The organism is Veillonella sp. HPA0037 (assembly GCF_000411535.1).
Taxonomy (GTDB): Bacteria; Bacillota; Negativicutes; order Veillonellales; family Veillonellaceae; genus Veillonella; species Veillonella atypica.
The window spans coordinates 158,448-179,854 of record NZ_KE150483.1 but is presented as its reverse complement, the minus strand read 5'-3'; the positions used below and the strand labels follow the sequence as shown (position 1 = coordinate 179,854).

Annotated in this window: 19 protein-coding genes; all 19 read right to left on the bottom strand. The window is 36.5% G+C overall.

The features are described 5' to 3' along the window. Position 1: 1 nt before the first annotated feature. Positions 2-3,148, bottom strand: a complete 3,147-nt coding sequence (locus HMPREF1477_RS00815) for a hypothetical protein (RefSeq protein ID WP_016475478.1) — start codon at positions 3,146-3,148, stop codon at positions 2-4. A gap of 5 nt (positions 3,149-3,153) precedes the next feature. Beyond that, the gene (locus HMPREF1477_RS00810; protein ID WP_016475477.1) at positions 3,154-4,209 is read right to left on the bottom strand and encodes a hypothetical protein; all 1,056 of its coding nucleotides are present in this window, start codon (positions 4,207-4,209) and stop codon (positions 3,154-3,156) included. Positions 4,210-4,446: 237 nt separating this feature from the next. Continuing rightward, positions 4,447-5,253, bottom strand: coding sequence for a hypothetical protein (locus HMPREF1477_RS00805; protein WP_016475476.1), 807 nt, complete (start codon positions 5,251-5,253; stop codon positions 4,447-4,449). 39 nt (positions 5,254-5,292) lie between these two features. Continuing rightward, on the bottom strand, positions 5,293-6,114 hold the full coding sequence (locus HMPREF1477_RS00800; protein WP_016475475.1) for a hypothetical protein: 822 nt from the start codon (positions 6,112-6,114) through the stop codon (positions 5,293-5,295). A gap of 149 nt (positions 6,115-6,263) precedes the next feature. Beyond that, positions 6,264-6,713, bottom strand: a complete 450-nt coding sequence (gene dut / locus HMPREF1477_RS00795; RefSeq protein ID WP_005379026.1) for a dUTP diphosphatase — start codon at positions 6,711-6,713, stop codon at positions 6,264-6,266. A 10-nt stretch (positions 6,714-6,723) separates the two neighbouring features. Next, complete coding sequence (locus HMPREF1477_RS00790) at positions 6,724-8,793, bottom strand: polyribonucleotide nucleotidyltransferase (protein ID WP_016475474.1); 2,070 nt, start codon at positions 8,791-8,793, stop codon at positions 6,724-6,726. A gap of 385 nt (positions 8,794-9,178) precedes the next feature. Beyond that, the gene (rpsO, locus tag HMPREF1477_RS00785) at positions 9,179-9,445 is read right to left on the bottom strand and encodes a 30S ribosomal protein S15 (RefSeq protein ID WP_005379030.1); all 267 of its coding nucleotides are present in this window, start codon (positions 9,443-9,445) and stop codon (positions 9,179-9,181) included. A gap of 186 nt (positions 9,446-9,631) precedes the next feature. Beyond that, a complete protein-coding gene (locus HMPREF1477_RS00780; RefSeq protein WP_005379071.1) occupies positions 9,632-10,429 on the bottom strand; it encodes an ABC transporter ATP-binding protein in 798 nt (265 codons plus the stop codon). A gap of 10 nt (positions 10,430-10,439) precedes the next feature. Continuing rightward, complete coding sequence (locus HMPREF1477_RS00775; protein WP_005378866.1) at positions 10,440-11,312, bottom strand: ABC transporter permease; 873 nt, start codon at positions 11,310-11,312, stop codon at positions 10,440-10,442. Between the two features lie 14 nt (positions 11,313-11,326). Beyond that, entirely contained in the window at positions 11,327-12,307 is a 981-nt protein-coding gene (locus tag HMPREF1477_RS00770; protein ID WP_016475473.1) for an ABC transporter substrate-binding protein, read from the bottom strand. A gap of 24 nt (positions 12,308-12,331) precedes the next feature. Next, on the bottom strand, positions 12,332-13,309 hold the full coding sequence (locus HMPREF1477_RS00765) for an ABC transporter substrate-binding protein (protein ID WP_016475472.1): 978 nt from the start codon (positions 13,307-13,309) through the stop codon (positions 12,332-12,334). Positions 13,310-13,442: 133 nt separating this feature from the next. Further along, a complete protein-coding gene (locus tag HMPREF1477_RS00760; RefSeq protein WP_005383868.1) occupies positions 13,443-13,820 on the bottom strand; it encodes a hypothetical protein in 378 nt (125 codons plus the stop codon). 51 nt (positions 13,821-13,871) lie between these two features. Then, complete coding sequence (locus HMPREF1477_RS00755; RefSeq protein ID WP_016475471.1) at positions 13,872-15,263, bottom strand: aminopeptidase; 1,392 nt, start codon at positions 15,261-15,263, stop codon at positions 13,872-13,874. 46 nt (positions 15,264-15,309) lie between these two features. Beyond that, positions 15,310-16,293 (bottom strand): 3'-5' exonuclease, encoded by a 984-nt coding sequence (locus HMPREF1477_RS00750; protein ID WP_016475470.1) that lies wholly within the window; start codon positions 16,291-16,293, stop codon positions 15,310-15,312. Between the two features lie 3 nt (positions 16,294-16,296). Next, the gene (locus HMPREF1477_RS00745) at positions 16,297-17,334 is read right to left on the bottom strand and encodes a glycosyltransferase family 9 protein (RefSeq protein ID WP_005380800.1); all 1,038 of its coding nucleotides are present in this window, start codon (positions 17,332-17,334) and stop codon (positions 16,297-16,299) included. Further along, complete coding sequence (locus HMPREF1477_RS00740) at positions 17,334-18,353, bottom strand: glycosyltransferase family 9 protein (protein ID WP_016475469.1); 1,020 nt, start codon at positions 18,351-18,353, stop codon at positions 17,334-17,336. Before HMPREF1477_RS00740 ends, HMPREF1477_RS00745 begins: the two co-directional genes overlap by 1 nt. A 51-nt stretch (positions 18,354-18,404) precedes the next feature. Further along, a complete protein-coding gene (locus tag HMPREF1477_RS00735) occupies positions 18,405-18,905 on the bottom strand; it encodes a D-glycero-beta-D-manno-heptose 1,7-bisphosphate 7-phosphatase (RefSeq protein ID WP_005378926.1) in 501 nt (166 codons plus the stop codon). Positions 18,906-18,956: 51 nt separating this feature from the next. Continuing rightward, positions 18,957-19,922, bottom strand: a complete 966-nt coding sequence (gene rfaD / locus HMPREF1477_RS00730; protein ID WP_005378797.1) for an ADP-glyceromanno-heptose 6-epimerase — start codon at positions 19,920-19,922, stop codon at positions 18,957-18,959. Then, positions 19,919-21,397 (bottom strand): D-glycero-beta-D-manno-heptose-7-phosphate kinase, encoded by a 1,479-nt coding sequence (gene rfaE1 / locus HMPREF1477_RS00725; RefSeq protein WP_016475468.1) that lies wholly within the window; start codon positions 21,395-21,397, stop codon positions 19,919-19,921. Before rfaE1 ends, rfaD begins: the two co-directional genes overlap by 4 nt. Between the last annotated feature and the right edge of the window lie 10 nt (positions 21,398-21,407).

The window sequence follows — 21,407 nt, the reverse complement described above, 5'->3', positions numbered from 1 at the left end:
TTTATCCTATTATTACATTACTATATACATGAAGATTTGCAGTATCACCATTAAAATCTGTATCTGCTACAACATACTCAATTATATTAATTCCAACTTTTCTAATAAAAATCTTATAATCTTCATTAATATCAGCTTTATCAATCTTACATACTTTTAATGATGTCTCACTAATTGGTAAAGTATTATCATATAACGCTCTATTATCAACTGTATAATACAATTCAAACCTTTTCTCATCCGCCCAGTCAAAAGGCGCCCATGTATTGTAAGGAACATCAATAGAAATAACCGTTTTAAACATACGATTATCACCTTCTACACCAAGATAGAATGGGAATTTAATTTCATCAATATCAGTAAGGTTCTCATTATTAATACGAACATCTTTTCCGCCTTTACGGCTTCGTAGGAGGCCAAAAACTACCCCAGTTTTACCTGTTCGTATTTGATTAAGAGGAGTATTATTATCAATAACATTTAAAATACTAGTATCAACCAATATACGGCGTAATATAACTAAATCATCCTCATTGAATAATTTTTCAATTTTATTAAAAGCAAAATTTGTACCTAATGGCGGATAGAGTTTATATAAATCTAAATTTTCTACATCGCTGTCATCTTTATGAGTATTAATGAAATCTTTAACAGAATCTACAAGGGTATGAACAAATATTTCTTGTAAAATAGATGACTTACAAGAATTACCTGCAAGGAAAATATGTATTGGATATGATTTCAATTTTTTCTTGTTAAAAACTGCATACATTTGATTAATAAAATTTTTAACCCCAATCTCAATATGTTCTTTAAGTAATTCTTTTAGGCTTTCAATATTTATTTTTAATGAAATATCTATTCCATGCATATCTTGTTTATCAATAGGAAATAACCTTACAGTCTTGAAACCTTCATTGAATTCATCCTCAGCATCTTTGATTTCTTCCCATATCGGTCTTAATAAATGCATTAAAACTCTTATATTAGAATATGCTTCTTTTGTAGCAACATCATGACTCATTACTAGTAATTCATATCCAGGAATCTTTTCCGCCTTTGGAGGAAGAACTATTGGGATACGATTTTTAAGCATATCAATCTTATTTTCGATATATACTTTATACGCTAATAATTGTAAAAGATTCTCTCCACCTAGATAAGGGTCTCCCCCCTTACCAAATTGAGTTAATTCAAATCTACGTCTACCATCAGTAGGCTTAACTTCAATGCCAAAATCATAGTCAGTGGTTCCACCACCAAAATCAAATACACCATATGCAATTTCATCATCACTAGTTGGCTCTAAAGAGTACATCTCTAATGCACTTATGGCATATGCAGCTGGTTCACTTGCACCAGCATATACATCAAAATCCTCCATCAATTCTTCATTATTTAATATGCTAGTAGGTAATGATTTTCTTAATCCTTTTGTAAAGCTTGCTAATAGTTTATCCTGAACTTCTTTTCCATAATTAACTGGAAAAGATAAAATATAATTTAAATATATACCATTAGTCATATTATTAATATATAGCCCCAGGTAATAAGCATATAATTCTATAGGATCAAAATTATTTTCATTCTCTAATTTTTTATATGGAACTAATCTAAATTCTTCCCCTTGTCTATCACGAATAATTTGATAACGATTAGAATCATTTGCCCACTGTTTTAATTCACTAAATGTAGCATAAAAATTATCTTCATTAGTAATATCATTAAAGAATCTTTGTTCCGCTTCATGTGATATTTTCAAATCTTTCCAATTAGTAAAAGGACGTCCTTCTCGAGTATGATAAGAGTTAATGAAACTAAAAAAATTGTCAAAATATATTGTTGTTGGGTTTTCATAATCGGTTTTACGAACTTCTGAAAAGTAATCACCAGTCCCTATACGGAGCAATACTTCTTCTTGGTCTCGAATTGCAACCACAGTACTTTTAGTGCCAAAATCTATAGCACAAATTGCACCCTCTTTAACATCTAATATTGGATTTCTAGCATAAAACCCATCTACATTTGTTGTCTCTTCTGAAAAAGAATATTCAATAGAGTCCTCATAAATTTCCCAATGTCCATGATTAGGATCATATAAAATCGATTGAGTTTCACCTTGAATATTAGCTCTATTTCTATCAATATCAAGATAAAGCTTTCCTAATCCTTCTTTTGAAAGAAGTAATAAATCTTCTAACGTTAGATTACACCTATTTAGAATAGCAATCACTTGTAATTTAATAGAATTTAACTCTGGTCTTTCTAATAGATTTTTAACTACATTCCCAGATATCACACCAGTTTGCAATAATTCACCAATACGTTTTAAGTCTATACAGAATTTATTAATCTTAATTACTTCTTTTTCTTCAAGCCACTCTTTAGGAATTTTATTATTCAGTAATGTATCAAGAAATTTGTAATTTTTATTCTCAAATCCATATTCAAATAGATACGTTTTAATAATATCTGTATCTTCATATTTCATTTGATATAAATTATGGGTTTCACAATCATACACTGTCATCATGAGACGCTTAAGCTCATTGAACTCTTCCAGTGTTAAAGATGCTGGTTTAGAGATATGAAAATATTCACCAAGGATATCATATGCTCTAGCATAAGTAGGATCATGAAAATTAATTAAAAAAACCACTCCCAAAATTCGATCTGAAATAGACCTACCATCAAGTCTCTCTAGGTTAACAATTTTATCGATATCTACAGACTTTTTATCTTTAATTGCTTTAAATTCATGAAAAAAATCTATTTTTTCTTTTGTATTATAAGAATCTAATTTATCAATTAAATATTGATACCTTTCAACAATTTTTACATTATCCACACAATCATTTTTAGTAACCAATTTAGAATTACCAAAGTTCAAATCTGCTTGATCTACGCCATTAACTTCAGGATAATCTGATATAAATTTATCTATTGTTTCACATTGATAAATATCATCATATGCATCAAAATTAGAAAGCACTTCTAAAAAACTTTTAGATTGCGAAATTTTGGCTATTTCTATATCAACAGAATCATTAAAAATAGTATTATTAATCTCTTGTAATATACACTCTAAATGATTTACATAATGACTTTTTATATCACAAAAAGAAACTTTAAAGGGTCTGTTCATCATAGTAACTATTCCTCAACTAACACATAAGATTTTTCTACTCTTTTACCTATAAAACTATTTGTAAAACCTAAAATATATATTTTAGAGACATGTCCATATGATATATTTTCATTTTTACTTTCATGATCGTGTACAGAATATGTATCACCAATTTGTACGTTATCAATAGTAAAAACATCTTCACCTTTAGCCTTATTGTGTAGAGATATCATTTCCTTAAAATATTGCCACAATATATTAAAGGAGACTTCATCACCATTATTTATTGCCATTTTTGCAACAGACCATATATTGCTAAGTGACTTTCCATTTGTAACACTACTTATAATAAAAGTTTCAAAATTATCTAAATTAATCGGTTTCCCTAATTCTTTTATATATATCGAATCCAATTCTTTTATATTACTATATAGCTCTCTAGACTTCTTAAATATATTATCCAATTCATCGTTCAAATTAGATATCTTAGATATTAATTCATTTTTATCTATATTATATCTTTCTATTAATGACTTATTAGCTTCTTTTACTTTAAAGACTTCTTTCTCTTGTAATATTTTATATTTAGAAAATTCCTCTTCTTTTTCTTTATATTGTTCATATAATCTATCTCGTTGACTTTTAAAATCAATAAGCTTTTGATTTATATCGCTTATTTCATTTAATAACTCCTTTTTCTCATTCTTTAAATTATTAATTTCAATATCTTTTAATTTCTTATATTCAAAATACTCATCTTCTAATAATTTATATTGTTGTTTTAAATTATCACGTTCATTTTTAAGCTCAGTAATTTCTTGATTTGAATTACTTATTTCGTTAAAAAGCCCTTTATTTTTTATGTCATTAACTTCAATATTTGTTTCTGTCAACAGATCTATATAATTACTTTCTTTATTTTCATTTACCTTAATAGCATCATATTTATTAGTAAACTTCATATTATCAACATCTTGTTTAAATAGTAATTCATTTAATGTTTCAATAATCAACTCTTTAATATTGTTTCTAAATAAATCAGAGTCTATACTAATTTTTCCAGTTATAAGCTTCTTTTCCATTTACTTCACCAACTGTATCTATTATTCATTAATTTGCCAAAACAACTATTGCTATCCAATCAAATTTGAATTATTTAATATGGATTAATTTCTTACCATATTCTACCAATAAAATATTATTATATATTTAATATTTCATAAATTCTTCATAAAAGAATTCATCTTGTGCTCATAAACTAGAATCATAAAAGGCTACATAAATTCATATGTAGCCTTTCTCCTTCCTATCCCAAACAACTAACTAATTTTTTGTAGCAAATCATAATAAGTCTTGTAAATTGCTTGTTTAACTTTTCCTTCTTGTAATTCTGCCCAGATTTCATTGATATAATTTGGACAGTAAGATATATAACAATCTAATGAATTATTAGGTATAAAAGATATTAGTTTTTGAATTGGTAAGTAATCATCATAATAGATTTCTTCTAAGTCTGATTTTATATGCCAATAGTATGTCAATGGTTTGGCATTACAATACCATTCTGGGTCTTGTAGATTTTCCTCAAGTGTTACATAGGCTTTCATAAAGATTGTTCTTAATTCGTTAGTTAATGAATTAGGTTTATAAGTTTTCTCTTTTAAATAAGCTAGTATCGCAAATAATTCTTCGCTCCAGGCAAGATCAGGTACGATAAACTTATCAAATAAATAAGGAAGTTCATTATCATGACTATTAAGTCTTGTATGTAACAAATCTTTTACTTGTTTTTTTATTTCATTATAGGGTCCACTTTTAATACACGGAATAATCATAGGTCGCCCCACACCATGAAAACCTTCTAGCAATTCCTCCATTCGAATTTTTATTTCATTTATGATGAGAAGCTCAAAATTTTCTTTAGATTCAAAATTTGATTCAATATATGTATCAAATGAATCCAAATGCTTAAATGCCTCTATAATTTCATTTTTTTTAGGTTTTAAACCTTTTGCATCCCAATCAGCCTGTTTGATTTCTGCTTCTTTCAATTTTACATTCAATATTTTTTCAAATAGATTTAAAACAGATTCTTTTGATTCTTCATTAACTAACATATTTCTCATATACAAACACTCCTTAGCTCATATAAATAATCTATACTACTATTGATACAAAGAATTATATAACCCTTTGCATTTTTCTTTGAAAGTATTTACATGCTTATTCTTGATACTCCAATTAATTGAATGAGCGTAATACATAACATCACATTCATAAGGACTACCAGGCAATATAGCTAATAGTTCTTCTACTGGATTTAGATCATCTAAGTACAAATACTCCCATTCATCTTCTAAATCCACATAATACTCAAAGGAATGAGCATCACTGTATTCAACTTTTTCTGGCAAATTTCTATCTAGCAATGTAAACACATTTGTATATATTTCTTTTAATTTGTCTGAAAATGATCCTTTCATATAAAAATCATTAGTCAAGAAGGCTTTCATAGCAAGTAACTCTTCATTCCATTGTAAAAGTGGCACAATTTCAACATCAAAGATGTTAATAATTCTTTGGTCATGTTCTTCTAAAGCTTCTTCTAGATTACGTTTTACCTTTTCTTCAGCTTCATCTCTTGAACCACTTTCAGAGGGAATAAAAATTTTCATTAATGCAGCGCATTCGGATGCTTCTCGAATGGATTCAATAGAACGTAAGCGTAGTTCTTCGTTTATTACAGCTATAAAAGTATTTACATCTCCCCATATGTCTATTACCCAATCCTTAAAATGTTCTTTGTCAGCAAAGGTTTCCTTTAATTCATCTCTATACTTCTTTAATCCTTTTACAGCCCATTCTGCATGTAATCGATCATAGCGATCACCAAAATCCTCATCTTCTCTTGGAACATCAAATTCTGCTTTTTCAATTTCTGCTTTAATGTCTTCTACTGTGATGATGTTTTCTTTTAAAGTTTTCATAGCTAATCTCCTCATAACACAACTAAAAACAATAAGTCTTATGGATTAACTTTAGTATACCGAAGCCTATACGTAATTTTTTACACACCAAAAAGCCGCCCAACCTAAGTTGAGCGGCTTTCACCATTCTAATCAGAATTATATGTAGTTTACATAGTCCCAGTACTACCGATACCACCTGTACGTACGCCTGTTGCGTCGTCATCGTTGGTGATAAGGTATTTAGAGAAAATGCCTTGTGCAACGCGTTCGCCTTTTTCAAGGGTAACAGGTTCATTGCCAAAGTTTAGGAGGGCGATCATAATATGACCTTCATTCTCCTCATTATTGTAGTAATCGCTGTCAATAATGCCTGTGCTATTCACAAGAGCTAGTTTGCGTTTGATAGCCATGCTAGAACGGATATGGATGGCAAGGTATTCGTCGTATGCCATGAAAGCCTTAAGACCTGTTGGCACGAGAACTACTTGATTAGGTTCTAATGTAACAGCTTCAGCGCATTCAATATCATAGCCTGCGCTTTCTGTGGTTTTACGTGTTGGTAAATTGATATTTTGTTCTTCAAAAGCAGAAACTACTTCAAAGCCACGAATATCCATGTAACACCTCTTATTTCAAACAATCTTTACGGGACAAGTTAATACGGCCTTGTTTATCGATTTCGATAACCTTAACCATAATTTCGTCGCCTACATTTACAACGTCTTCTACATTTTCAACGCGTTCTTTTGCAAGTTTAGAAATATGTACAAGACCTTCTTTACCTGGTAATACTTCTACGAAAGCACCAAATGCCATCAAGCGAGTTACTTTACCAAGGTATACTTCACCTACTTCAACCTCTTTAGTAAGGTTTTCGATGATTTGTTGCGCTTTTGCAGCACCTTCTTGGTCTACAGAAGCGATGAATACAGTACCATCATCTTCGATGTCGATTTTTGCACCTGTTTCGTCAATGATGCTACGGATTACTTTACCGCCAGAACCAATTACGTCACGGATTTTGTCTGGATCAATTTTCATTGTAATGATGCGTGGTGCATATTGAGACATTTGTTTACGAGGTTCAGCAATGGTATCTAACATAATGCCCATGATGTGCATGCGGCCTTTATGAGCTTGTTCCAATGCTTCATGAAGGATTTCACGGGACAAACCGGAAATTTTAATATCCATTTGGATAGCAGTTACGCCTTTAGCTGTACCAGCAACCTTAAAGTCCATATCGCCAAGAGCATCTTCCATACCTTGGATATCTGTTAAGATTGTGTAGTGTTCACCTTGTGTTACAAGACCCATTGCGATACCTGCTACAGGAGCTTTAATAGGTACACCAGCATCCATCAAGGACAATGTGGAACCACATACGGAAGCCATGGAGCTAGAACCATTAGATTCTAATACTTCAGATACTAGACGCAATGCATATGGGAATTCTTCTTCGCTAGGAATTACAGGTACCAATGCGCGTTCAGCTAAAGCACCATGACCGATTTCACGGCGTCCAGGACCACGGGAGGAACGAGTTTCCCCTACGGAGAAGGATGGGAAATTGTAGTGATGAATATAGCGTTTTTCTGTTTCTAAACCAATGCCATCAATTGTTTGTTTTTCAGACAATGGCGCTACAGTAGCTACGTTCAATACTTGAGTTTGACCACGTGTGAATAGACCGGAACCATGTGTACGAGGCAATACGCCTGTACGACAAGAGATTGGACGAACTTCATCAAGTTGACGGCCATCTGGACGGATTTTTTCAACAGTGATCATATGACGAACAATTTCCTTCGTCATAGCATCGAATGCTTTATTCACATCAGCTAAGTTATCTGGGTAGATGTCTGCGAAATGTGCTAAAACGTCTTCACGTACTTCTGTTTCTTGTGCATCGCGTTGTTGTTTATCTGCACAACGAACGGCTGCGTCAAGTTTATCGTGACCATATGCGCGAACTGCATCAGCGACTTCAGCAGGTACGTCTTTGCTTTCAAATACGCGTTTTTCCTTGCCTACTTTAGCTTTTACATCTTCTTGGAATGCTACGATTTTCTTAATTTCTTCGTGAGCAGCCATGATAACTTCAAGAATGGTTTCTTCCGGAACCTCTTGAGCGCCACCTTCAACCATGAGGATAGCGTCTTTTGTTCCAGCTACTACGATATTAAGGTCAGTTTCTTCTAATTGTGCTTTTGTTGGGTTTACAACAAATTCACCATTTACACGACCCATGCGAACGCCCGCAATTGGGCCAGCCCATGGGATATCGGAAATAGATAATGCTGCAGATGCACCAATCATACCACAGATAGCAGGATCACAATCTTGATCTACGGACATAACTGTAGCTACAACGTGTACTTCGTTACGTACACCTTTATCAAATAGTGGACGAATAGGACGGTCAATCAAACGGCTATTCAAGATAGCAGATTCAGGTGGACGTGCTTCACGTTTAATAAAACCACCTGGCAAACGACCAATAGCATACATTTTTTCTTCATAATCTACTGTGAGTGGGAAGAAATCGATATCCTTCGCCTCTTTAGAACCTGTAGCGGTAACGAGTACGCGTGTATCGCCATAACCAACCATTACGGCACCGCCAGCTTGTTTTGCAAGTTCCCCAGTCTCGATCGTAAGCGTACGACCAGCTAGGTCCATTTGGAATTGTTCCATTCCTATTCCTCCTAAAAATCTTCTTATACGTATACCTTATTATTATATATCATCTAATTAAATTAAGCTATTTTTTCAGTTCATATGATATACTTTAATTGTTGCTAACTCCTATTCTGGCAACAGAAAGGAGGTGTTTCTATAGTGGATTATGTTGTTTCCCTTATAATCACTATCATAGGTGGTGTAACTTGCCATTACATCATCAAGTGGCTAGATAGTAGATTTAAATAGCAACTAGCACAATAAAAAGGACAGAGTCGCCGCTCTGTCCTTTTTTCTGTGTTTCCACAATAGATTATCGGCAGTTGTTTCCCTTTGCCTAAATTCATTATAACACAAGGAAATAAAATAAAAAAGCCGTCCAAATGGACGGCTAATTGTATTATTTACGAAGACCAAGACGTTCGATAAGGGAACGGTAACGTTCGATATCTTTACGACGAAGGTAGTCAAGCATGTTACGGCGTTGACCAACCAATTTCAACAAACCACGACGGGAATGATGATCTTTTTTGTGTTCTTTCAAATGTTCAGTTAAGTATGTGATGCGGCTTGTCAAAATCGCAACTTGTACTTCTGGAGAACCAGTGTCACCTTCATGAGTAGCGTATTCTTTAATTACTGCTAATTTAGCTTCTGTAGTTAACATTAATGTTACCTCCTAAAAAAATAATAATCCCGATAAGCTTAAGTAACCGTTGGAGATTCGAATACTTCGCTTACGATATGTCTTATGACTTAGTTAAGTATACAGTATAATCCCCATAGTGTAAAGGTTTTCATGAAAAAAGAGAGGATAATATCCCCTCTTTTTTAAACCATATTATTTAGGTACTTATTTTGAACCGAGCATCATACGATCGCTTAACGCACCTTCGCCAGCTACTTCAAATTTTTGTAACAAATCAGCAACTGTTAATTTTTTCTTTTCTTCCCCTTTTACATCATAGATGATACGACCAGCGTCCATCATGATAAGACGATTACCAAAGCGCAATGCATCACGCATGTTGTGCGTAATCATAAGGGTTGTTAGATTATGTTCTGAAACAAGTTTATCTGTTAATTGTAATACATTTTCAGCTGTCTTAGGATCAAGTGCTGCTGTATGTTCGTCCAAGAGTAATAAATCAGGACGAAGCATAGTAGCCATAAGCAATGTAATAGATTGACGTTGACCACCAGATAATAGGCCCATCCGTGCAGATAGACGATCTTCAAGGCCTAGACCTAATAGTGCAAGGCGTTCTTTAAAGAATGCTTGTTCACTATCTTTGAAAGCCCATTTAAGACCCAAGTTTTTGCCACGGCGCATCGCAAGGATCAAGTTTTCTTCGATTTGCATATTGCCTGCTGTACCAACCATAGGATCTTGGAATACACGGCCGATGTATTTAGCACGTTTGTATTCTGGCATTTTTGTTACATCAATATTATTGATGGTAATACTGCCTTCATCGACAGGAAATACACCAGCGATGGAGTTTAGCAATGTACTTTTACCAGCACCATTACCACCAATTACGGTACAGAAATCGCCTTCTTCTAAACGAAGGTCGATGCCTTGTAGTGCAGTTTTTTCATTAATTGTGCCCTTAAAGAAGGTCTTTACCATATTTTTTACTTCTAACATAGTGTCCTCCTTAACGAGCTAACCATTTGGCTTTCAATGTAGGCAAAGAAAGCGCGATGGCAACAAGAATAGCAGTGAATAATTTTAAATCGTTTGGTGGCATACCCATGTAGAGTACGGCAGCGATAACGATACGATATACGATGGAACCAAGTACTACAGCAATGAGGCTACGAACAAATGATTTTGTACCGAATACAACCTCACCGATGATTACAGACGCCAAGCCGATTACGATGGTACCAATACCCATGCCTACGTCGGCAAAGCCTTGGAATTGACCGATAAGCGCACCAGACATACCAACGAAACCATTGGAAATCAATAGGCCAAGAACGATCATATTATCTGTGTTCACGCCTTGGGCGCGAATCATTTGAGGGTTAACGCCTGTTGCACGTAATGCGGTACCAATTTCAGTACCGAAGAACCAGAACAGTAACAAACATACAACAACAGCTACGATAACACCAACAATGGCAGCAGACCACATATTTGGTGTATGAAGCACGCTACCAATAATTGTATAAATTGTATCCATGCGAAGTAAGGATACGTTGGCTTTCCCCATAATATGAAGGTTAATGGAATATAAAGCAATCATCGTTAAGATACCAGCTAACAATGCAGGAATCTTTAATTTTGTATGAATCCAACCTGTTACAGCACCGGCAGCCATGCCACCTACGCCAGCAATCAAGATAGAAAGAATTGGATTCATACCAGTTGTAATCAAGATGGCGGAAATGGCCGCCCCCATTGGGAATGTCCCTTCAACAGTCAAGTCGGCCACATCAAGAACGCGGAAGGTAATGAATACACCGACCGCCAACAAGGACCACAAAAGGCCTGTTGTTATGGTGCCTACCACTAAATCTAACATCAAAATCTCCTCTTTTATTTCATATCTTTACGAAGTGCATCAGGAATTGTGATACCTAATTTTTTAGCACGTTCTTCGTTGACAGTCAATTTAATATCCTTTTGTGTTTCGATGGCCATATCGCTAACTTTTGCTTCGCCAGAAAGAACTTTAGCTGCCATCAAACCTGTTTGATAACCCAATTTATAATAATCTACAGAATATGTCGCTACACCACCAGTCATTGTCATGCCTTCATCAGCTGCAAATACTGGAATTTTAGCAGCATCTGTAATTTGTGCTAAGTTAGCCATAGCAGAGGCTAATACATTATCTGTTGGTGTATAAATAGCTTGTACATCTTGATTTACAAGATTTGTTGCTGCTTGTTGAATATCGTTTACGTTGGAAACTGTAGCTTCAACAACTGTAATACCTTTTGTAGCAGCATAGGCTTTCATTTTTTCAACTTGTAATTGGGAATTAATTTCAGAGGATGTGTAAATCGCACCAATACGTTTAACATTTGGAACTAATGCGATGATAAGATCTACCTCTTTTTCAACAGGTGTCATATCAGAAGTACCAGTTACGTTGCCACCTGGGTGTTCATTGGATTGAACAAGTTTAGCTGTCACATAGTCTGTAATAGCTGTACCTAAGATTGGCATATCATGAGATGCATTTGCCATCGTTTGAGCCGCTGGCGTTGCAATCGCTAGTACTAAATCCTTTTTATCGGATACAAAACGTTGTGCAATACTATTCAAATTAGATTGGTCAGCTTGTGCATTTTGTTGGTCGATTTTTATGTTTTCCCCATCTTTAAAACCTTTAGATGCAAGACCATCTACAAAACCTTTATTAGCAGCATCAAGGGATGGATGTTCTACTAATTGAATAACGCCAATTTTCTTTTGGTCACTAGTAGTAGTATTATTGGAACCACAACCAGCTACCATTGCCATAACAGTAATGGCACTAAGTGCCACTGCAATACCTTTTTTCCAGTTCATGTGTAACTCCTTACCAGTTAAGTACTAAATCATAGTTGCTTTGTTCATCAAATCCTCTGGTAAGGTGATGCCCAATTTTTGTAATTTATCTTTATTTACAACTAATTTGAATTCTTTTTGCATTTCAATCGGCATATCTTCGACTTTAGCTTCACCAGTTAGCACCTTAGCCGCCATCAAGCCAGTTTGGTAACCAAGTTTGTAGTAGTCTACTGACAAGGACATAACCGCACCGCCTTTTACGTGGTTATCTTCACCGCCGAATACAGGAATTTTTGCAGGGTCGGTAATCGCTACAAGATTGCTCATAGCAGATGCTACCACATTATCTGTTGGTACATAAATGGCATCAACATGTTGAGATACAAGGTTTTGTGCCGCTTGTTGAATATCGTTTACATTAGAAACAGTAACCTCTTCAACCTTAATGCCCTTGGTCGCTGCGTAAGCTTTCATCTTTTCAACTTGAATTTGAGAATTTACTTCGCTAGAGCTATAAATCGTACCGATTGTTTTAGCATTTGGCAATACTTTTAAAATCAAATCTACTTGTTGTTCTACAGGGTTCATATCAGATGTACCGGATACATTACCACCTGGATGTTCATTAGATTTAACAAGTTTAGCAGCTTCGTAATCGGTAATAGCTGTACCTAAGATTGGAATATCATGAGTTGCATTTGCCATGGATTGAGCCGCTGGCGTAGCAATTGCTAAAATCAAATTTTTACGATCAGATACAAAACGCTGTGCAATACTATTCAAATTAGATTGGTCAGCTTGTGCGTTTTGTTGATCAAAGGTAATTTTATCAGATAAGCCCTTTTCCTTAAGAGCATCAACAAAACCTTTATTTGCCGCATCTAGTGCTGGATGTTCTACGAGTTGTACAACACCAACCTTATATTCTCCATTAGATGTAGTTTCATTTGTGCCACAGCCTGTAAAAGCCATCAATGCTGCCGCCGTGAGCGCGAGGGCAATGCCTTTTTTCAAGTTCATTGGGTCTTCCTTCCTATATTCGAAATAATAATACTTCTATTATAAACAACTTTGAGCACTACATCAATGTATCAGACTAAAGTATTTTACATTTGTCCTTATGTAGAGCACATATTGTATTCTAACAGATTTATTATTTATCTAGAGAAGCTAGCATATCCTCTGTCAATTCATTGGCTGCTAGAATGTATTCTTTTAGTGTCCCCTTATCGAGGGCCACCTTCATTACGGGCACTTCAAATGGGTCAAGAATGACACACATTAAAATTTCTCCCGTTACATAATAGCCCACAACGGCTTCCCCTTCATCTTCATCTAAGGTTTCCCGTTTAACAGTCACACAATATGGTTTCATGACCTCCATAGCAGCTTTAGCCACCTCTTCGCGGGTAGCGATATATTCTTTTGCCTTTGTTTCAGGAATATCAAAAATATCGACCTTTACGGTCTTAACCTCTGTTGCCTCTCCCTTCGCCGCCTCGATAGCAGCGCCTAATTCCGTTTGTTTCATCCTATACCTCACAGAACATGGACTTTCACCAATGGTGAAAGCCCCATCATACTAGATTGTTTCATCATCTGCATTCAAAAATGCTACGTAACAACGTTTTGCTTCATAAATATCGGCCTTAGATGTAACCTCCCATGGTGCATGCATGCTAAGAACAGCAACGCCGCAGTCGATTACATTCATACCATATAAGGCCATGATATACGCAATGGTGCCACCACCGCCAAGGTCAACCTTGCCGAGTTCAGCCGTTTGGTATGTTACGTTATTAGATTCCATTACACGGCGGATAAAGCCCATATATTCTGCATTGGCATCGTTGGAACCGGATTTACCACGAGAACCGGTAAATTTATTAAATACGACGCCCATACCGAGGTAAGAAGCATTTTTCTTTTCAAAAGCAGATGCATACAATGGATCATATCCAGCGCTAACATCGGAGGATAGCATACGCGAATTTTCCAATGTACGGCGCACATTTACTGAATTAGGTTTACCCATCAATGTTAAGATTTCTGCTACCGCATTTTCAAAGAAGCGAGATTGCATGCCTGTAGCACCAACGGAACCAATTTCTTCTTTATCTACCAATAAACAGCAAGTCGTACGTTTTACCTTATCAACTTCGAGCATAGCCACCAAGGATGTATACGCACAGACACGGTCATCTTGGCCGTATGCTAATACCATGGAGCGATCAAAGCCCATATCGCGCGCCTTACCAGCTGGTACAATTTCAAGTTCAGCAGATAATAAATCTCGTTCTACAAATCCATATTCTTTTTCAAGGAGGTTATTAATAAATTTAGTAACCCCTTCTTTTTCTTCATCTTTAACAGGACGACTACCGATGAGAAGATCAAGAGCCTCACCTTCAATTACCTTGGCTGCATTCTTTTGCATTTGTTCTTGTCCTAAGTGAGGCAATAAATCTGTAATGCAGAATACAGGATCAGACTCTGTATCACCAATATTAATGTTGATGCGTGTACCATCTGTTTTTACTACAACCCCATGAATGGCAAGCGGCATAGCTACCCAGTGGTATTTTTTTATACCGCCATAGTAGTGTGTATCCCAAAACACCAAATTACTATCTTCATATTGAGGGTTTTGTTTTACATCAATGCGCGGGGAATCGATATGAGCACCAAGGATATTCATACCGAGGTCTAAATCATCGGTACCAATATTAAATAGCGCAATAGATTTATCCATATGAGTATAGTAAATCTTATCGCCCGATTTAATTGGCGTGTTAGATTTAATCAAGTCTTTTAAATCAACATAGCCAGCTTTTTTGGCAGCTTCTACAGATTGAATGACACATTCCCGTTCTGTTTTACCATTATCCAAAAATTGACAATACGAGTCACCTAATGACATCACGTCTTGTAATGTTTGTTCGTCATAATTATGCCAAGCATATTTACGTTCCATAATTTCATCCCTTTCTATATAAGCATACAGCACAATATATCGTGTGTTATGCTTTTGATTTTTCTACTAATTCTTTTTGACGGCGCTCATAGTAGAGCCGCTCTTTCTCTCGGTTAATTTCCGATTTTTCTCTATATAGTTTATCGATTTCATCAGTACTATGACTCAATACCTTTGTTACATAAAACTTGGTAATTCCCGACTTAATCGTATATTTTCCTACCTTTAATTGAATGGCAAATTCTCCATGTTTTGGACAAACGCCAATGGCTAAATGCTTATCCCCTTGTACCCGCTCAGGACGTGTTGTTTCCAACCGGCTTTGGCAATAGGGACAAAAGGATAATCGCACCCGTCTATCATATACGATACGTTTCTTTTCTTGAAAGTTATCGTACATAAAGAAGGTCAAACCCGGTGGATATAAAAATGGATTTGGCGCCTCTTTCCGTATGGAATCATAATGCAATAATGCTGTTGGCAAATCTAGCTTTTGGCAGATATGTGCCGTAAATATAGCATCGTGAAGCGCATTATGAGCAGATAATTCTTCAGATGATATATGTAAATCCTCCATCGCATGAGCTACGGAGTACTGTTGTGTCGTGCCATATCGTTGATAGCTGTATAGCATCTGTGCATCCGCCCAAGAATCATAGTCGATACTCTTTAATTTATGGAGCAATAAATTTTCTCGCAATATAAGAATATCGTCAGCGCCCCAAGATAGGAGCATATAATCCTTGCCACACCATTGTTGAAAATGACTGTAGGCCGCCCTAAATGGGACACCGCGATTCAAATCTTGATTGGTGATTCCTGTAAGGGCCTTTACATGCTTATGCATATGTGGTAAATATTTAGGTTTTACATACATTGTGAACGAATCCACAATCTCTAAATTCTCATTGAGCTTAATAGCTCCGATTTGAATGATTTCACCGGTCAACGGCATCCGTGCTCGCTTCATAAAGCTAATGTCGTTGCTATATGGTTGATTCCACTCTAAATCAAAAATAATATAATCCATAACTTACGATTCCTGCAGTAATGTTTCAGCTGCCTTAATCACTTGTTCTTCGGTAATAACAGAAATACCTTTATACTTGCCTTCTTTAATAACCTGTTTCATACTTTTACCAATTTCATAATGGTCCATCGACTCAAGTACAATAGATTTTGCTTGGTACGGACCATAGAAAAATGGATTAGACGGTCCATAAAGGGCTACGATAGGAACACCCTGACTAATGGCTACATGCATAGGTCCAGAATCATTCGTAATCAACAAGTCACACCATTTCATGGCCGCAGCTAAAGGGCCCAATTTAAAAGCACCTGTAGCCACGATTGGCGACGTCTTCATCTGTTCTACAACAGGTTTTACCATATCCAAATCCATGGGGCCCCCAAAGAATACAGTTTTATACCCTTTATTGCCAAAATAATCGGCTACATCCGCAAAACGCTCTGCGGGCCATCGTTTTTCAGGCACTGCACTGCCGATATTAAAACCAATAATCTTATCACGAGGCATAACGCCTTGGCTTTTATAAAAACGGAATACCTCGTCATTCCATTCCTTACTAGTCTCGATATGTAATCCGTGATTAGCTACGTCGGTGACGCCTAATTGCTCTAATACATTAATGTACATATCAGCAGCATGACGCGTCTTGCGATCAAGACGGGTATATTTCGTCATAAATGGTCTAAATAGGAAATGACTCATCCCTGTCGTTACCTTACCGTGAATTTTCCATGCCAAATATGATGTACGTTCATTAGGATGCAGGTTGATAACGATATCTGGACGACCTTGGTCGTTAATGCGACGAGCGATTTCATTTAACCCTTTAATGCTATTATGACGTCCTTTTTTATCGACCGTAATCAAATCATCGATATAAGGATTGTATTTCATCACATCTTGTAACTTTTCATCAATCACATAGGTGATATGACTATGAGGTGCTGCTTTACGCAACACCTCTAGAAATGGAGTCGTTAATACTACATCACCTAAATGCATGAGAAAGGTTACGACAATACGTTTATAATCAAGCTCCATCATAAATCCTTTCTCAACATTTCAGAATACACATCCCACACTGCATCTGTTGGAATTTGTGCCATACAGTTGGGATCATCTACTAGCGGCTGTTCAGGTGTAGCCTTAGATGTAGGGGAAATAATAAGATGCACATGACTGCCCCCATACGGGCCCGTTCTATGCGGTGATGTCGTACCAAACAACGCGATTAATGGTTTCTTTAATGCGTTTGCAATATGTAAAGGCCCCGTATCAGCGCTGATGAAAATATGGCAGTGACGAATCAACTCGATTAACTCAGCCATGGTCGTTTGACCAACTAAATTAATGAGATTATCGCTCTTCACATAGTTTTCTATAAATTGACCTTTTTCACTATCATCAGGCGAACCTGCAATGACCACCTTTTTACCACTTTCACAAAGGCGAATACATAATTCACCAAAATTTAATAACGGCCATTCCTTAACAATCCATCGAGCACCAGGTACAACGACAACATAATCATCGGTTACACCTAGTTCAGACAGCCGGTTGCGAATCTTCCCTTCTGCTGCATGGTCATGGGGCATTGGAAATTCCACGCCATCCACTTCGCCACCTAAGGCACGTACCGTATCGAGATAGCGCTCAATAACGTGATCATATTTATGAGCTCCTACTAGAGCTTTATTAACTAATTGACTGCCCTCGCGAAGTTCCCAATAGCCATATTTCTCAGGAGAACCCGATAGTAGAGATACAATGGCACTTTTGGCGATACATTGTAAATCTAAGGTCATATCGAAATGACGACTATGTAGTTCTTTACGAAGATTCCATAAATAAGACGGCGATTTTAATTGTTTCTTATCGATGACAATTACTTCGTCCACCCAAGGGGTACCTGGCAAGAGGCTCGCAAATTGTTCATGTATGGCCCAGGTAATTTTTGCGTGCGGCAAATTTTGGCGCAATGCATATAATGTTGGCAATGCGTGAATGACATCACCTAAGGAACTCATTTTTATGATGAGTATATTGGAATAGTCCTTCATAATAACCCCTCTATGAACGAAGAATACACACAAATGTGGTTCATCCAAAAATTAATGCTTTAAAATCTTTTTCATGAAATGTAATAGATTGGATTCTGTAAACAAATATCCTTTTACCCCTGCAGCCTCAGCAGCATCTACATCACGTTGGCTATCACCGATGAGAAAGCTATGTTCTACATCAACATCAAAATCCTTGATAGCTTGCAAAATCATACCAGGTTTTGGTTTACGACAATTACAATCGACAGCATAGCGTTCTACAGTGCCATCCTTGTGATGTGGGCAATAATAGAAATGTAAAATAGGTGCACCCGCTTTAAACAGTTCATTCCCCATATAATCATGTAGGATTTGTACATCGGTTTCCTTATAATAACCTCGTGCCACACCACTTTGGTTTGTTACGACTATAAGTTCATAACCAGAATCATGGGCTAATTTCAATGCTTCTTTTGCACCATCAACCCACTGTAGATCCGCTATCTTATAGAGATAGGAAACATCCTTGTTGATAACCCCATCTCTATCGAGGAATAACACCTTTCTCATACTACATCCTTTACAATTATCAAAGAATTGACATTAATCTGTCACAACAAATTAACGCAAGTAACCTTCGTTATTATCTAATAATTCACAATATTCTTTTACGGCATCAGCTAATGGTGTAAAGCCTTTATCATAGCCAGCAGCCATCAATTTAGTTGTGTCTGCTTCGGTAAAGCTTTGGTATTTACCAATCAACACTTCTGGGAACGGAATGTATTCAATGCGACCTTTACCATTATAGTCAATAACAGCTTGCATGAATTCATTGAAGCTATGTGCGTGACCTGTACCGCAGTTGAATGTACCAGAAATTTCAGGATGTTCCCAGAAATAGAAGTTTACATTTACCACGTCTTTGACATAGATGAAATCACGTGTTTGACCACCATTTTCATAGCCATCTGTGCCTTCAAACAAATTGATAACCCCTGTTTCTTGGTTCTTATAGAACATTTGGCGTACAAGAGATGCCATTTTATCCTTATGTGCTTCATTAGGACCAAATACATTGAAATAACGCAAACCTACCACTTGCGCTGTATATTCGCCTTCAAATTTACGTACATAGCGGTCAAATAATAGCTTAGAATATGCATACGGATTCAACGCTTCTTCTGCTTCTGGCTTTTCAACAAAGCCATTTGTACCATTGCCATACGTAGATGCAGAGGATGCATAGATAAATGGAATAGCACGATCTTGGCAATAGTGGAATAGATTTTTGGAACCTTCGTAGTTGTTCTTCATCATATATTTGCCATTGTATTCCATCGTATCTGCACATGCACCTTCATGGAAAATGACTTCAATAGGACCTACATTGAATGTGCCGTCTGCAATGGCAGCATCAAAATCATCACAGTCAATGTAATCTAAATAATCTAAATTTTGGAGATTACGAATTTTACGACCATCTGTTAAATCATCGACGATTAGAATATCATTGCGACCGCGTTCGTTTAAGGCTTTCACAATATTACTACCAATAAAACCGGCACCACCAGTTACAATAATCATAATTTCCCCTCCTTAGCCATCGTGGCTATTTTCTTTACGATATCCGATGTAGAGTATCCTTCTTTAAATGAAAGTACCTCTACTTCATCTACAGATTCTCTACCAACGATATCCTCTTTTTTATAATCGCCGCCCTTAACAAGAATATTAGGGCGTAAGTACGCTAATAATTCGGCAGGTGTATCCTCCTCAAAAAGGACAACACCATCTACACATTGTAAGGCGCTTAATAAGGCTGCTCTATCCTCTTCGGATACAATAGGTCTTGTTTCACCTTTTAAACGTCTAACAGACGCATCAGAGTTAAGTCCAATAATGAGGTGAGCACCAAGTTGTGCCGCCTCTTGAAGATACGTAATGTGTCCTCGATGCAAGATATCAAAGCAACCATTTGTAAATACGACGGTTTCGTCCATGCTTTGCCATTTATCGATTAACGCCTTCATTTCTTCTTTTGTATATAATGGGCTAGATGTTGTCAATTGGCGTACAGAGCGCCATAACTCAATCAACTCTTGGCGATGAATTGGATATGTTCCCACCTTAGATACGACGATGCCAGCAGCGCCATTAGCAATATGTAGGGCTAAACGCATGGATAAACCACTGGCTAAGCATGAAATCATCATAGCTACGACCGTATCACCAGCGCCACTCACATCGAATACATCCTGTTGTGTTGCTGGATTATGCCAAGTTCTACCATCCTTAGCCACAACGGTAATACCCTTAGCGGAACGAGTACCGATAATATATTTAATATTAACCTTATTAAGTACCTCCTTAGCCGCCTCAATAACTGAGGTATCATCATTTGGAATCACACGACCTAATGATTCACCCAATTCTTTTACATTCGGTGTAATACATGTAGCACCATCATATTTGGACCAATCAGCACCCTTAGGATCTACGATGGTCTGTACTTGATACGTGTTCGCCAACTTGAATACATGTTGCAACAATGTCGGTGTGCATACGCCTTTTCCATAATCGGATATGACGATGCCTTGTAATCCACGTTGACAAAGCTCTTCTAGCCAACTGATTAATTGTTCTTCTTCAGCAGCTGTAATAGGTGTAATCGTTTCAAAATCGAGGCGCATCATTTGTTGACGGTCACCTAAAATACGCATTTTAGTAATCGTAGACCGACTTTCATCATGGATGAGACCGGATGTATCAATATGATCAGCGGCCAATAAGTTATCGAGCACTCTACCATGGTCATCGACACCAGCTACGGCTCCTAAATAGACATGGCAATCGAGATTGGCTAAGTTAGACGCTACGTTACCTGCCCCGCCAAGTACTTCTTTCACAGAGGATACGCGATTGACCGGCACAGGAGCCTCTGGTGAAATACGACTCACATCGCCAAATACATAACGATCCACCATAACATCACCGATAACTGCAATGTTTAGGTTCGGTAATGAATTTGTCAAAAACTCATTCACTGTTTTTGTAATCATAGGTCCCCTT

What these genes read in the sequence shown, in the direction of transcription:
- HMPREF1477_RS00755 (WP_016475471.1), bottom strand. Translation starts at nt 15,263, where the DNA reads ATGGAACGTAAATATGCTTGGCATAATTATGACGAACAAACATTACAA.
- HMPREF1477_RS00790 (WP_016475474.1), bottom strand. Translation starts at nt 8,793, where the DNA reads ATGGAACAATTCCAAATGGACCTAGCTGGTCGTACGCTTACGATCGAG.
- HMPREF1477_RS00805 (WP_016475476.1), bottom strand. Translation starts at nt 5,253, where the DNA reads ATGAGAAATATGTTAGTTAATGAAGAATCAAAAGAATCTGTTTTAAAT.
- HMPREF1477_RS00775 (WP_005378866.1), bottom strand. Translation starts at nt 11,312, where the DNA reads ATGTTAGATTTAGTGGTAGGCACCATAACAACAGGCCTTTTGTGGTCC.
- rfaE1 (WP_016475468.1), bottom strand. Translation starts at nt 21,397, where the DNA reads ATGATTACAAAAACAGTGAATGAGTTTTTGACAAATTCATTACCGAAC.
- HMPREF1477_RS00740 (WP_016475469.1), bottom strand. Translation starts at nt 18,353, where the DNA reads ATGAAGGACTATTCCAATATACTCATCATAAAAATGAGTTCCTTAGGT.
- HMPREF1477_RS00765 (WP_016475472.1), bottom strand. Translation starts at nt 13,309, where the DNA reads ATGAACTTGAAAAAAGGCATTGCCCTCGCGCTCACGGCGGCAGCATTG.
- HMPREF1477_RS00745 (WP_005380800.1), bottom strand. Translation starts at nt 17,334, where the DNA reads ATGGAGCTTGATTATAAACGTATTGTCGTAACCTTTCTCATGCATTTA.
- HMPREF1477_RS00815 (WP_016475478.1), bottom strand. Translation starts at nt 3,148, where the DNA reads ATGATGAACAGACCCTTTAAAGTTTCTTTTTGTGATATAAAAAGTCAT.
- HMPREF1477_RS00780 (WP_005379071.1), bottom strand. Translation starts at nt 10,429, where the DNA reads ATGTTAGAAGTAAAAAATATGGTAAAGACCTTCTTTAAGGGCACAATT.
- rpsO (WP_005379030.1), bottom strand. Translation starts at nt 9,445, where the DNA reads ATGTTAACTACAGAAGCTAAATTAGCAGTAATTAAAGAATACGCTACT.
- HMPREF1477_RS00800 (WP_016475475.1), bottom strand. Translation starts at nt 6,114, where the DNA reads ATGAAAACTTTAAAAGAAAACATCATCACAGTAGAAGACATTAAAGCA.
- HMPREF1477_RS00810 (WP_016475477.1), bottom strand. Translation starts at nt 4,209, where the DNA reads ATGGAAAAGAAGCTTATAACTGGAAAAATTAGTATAGACTCTGATTTA.
- HMPREF1477_RS00735 (WP_005378926.1), bottom strand. Translation starts at nt 18,905, where the DNA reads ATGAGAAAGGTGTTATTCCTCGATAGAGATGGGGTTATCAACAAGGAT.
- rfaD (WP_005378797.1), bottom strand. Translation starts at nt 19,922, where the DNA reads ATGATTATTGTAACTGGTGGTGCCGGTTTTATTGGTAGTAATATTGTG.
- dut (WP_005379026.1), bottom strand. Translation starts at nt 6,713, where the DNA reads ATGGATATTCGTGGCTTTGAAGTAGTTTCTGCTTTTGAAGAACAAAAT.
- HMPREF1477_RS00750 (WP_016475470.1), bottom strand. Translation starts at nt 16,293, where the DNA reads ATGGATTATATTATTTTTGATTTAGAGTGGAATCAACCATATAGCAAC.
- HMPREF1477_RS00760 (WP_005383868.1), bottom strand. Translation starts at nt 13,820, where the DNA reads ATGAAACAAACGGAATTAGGCGCTGCTATCGAGGCGGCGAAGGGAGAG.
- HMPREF1477_RS00770 (WP_016475473.1), bottom strand. Translation starts at nt 12,307, where the DNA reads ATGAACTGGAAAAAAGGTATTGCAGTGGCACTTAGTGCCATTACTGTT.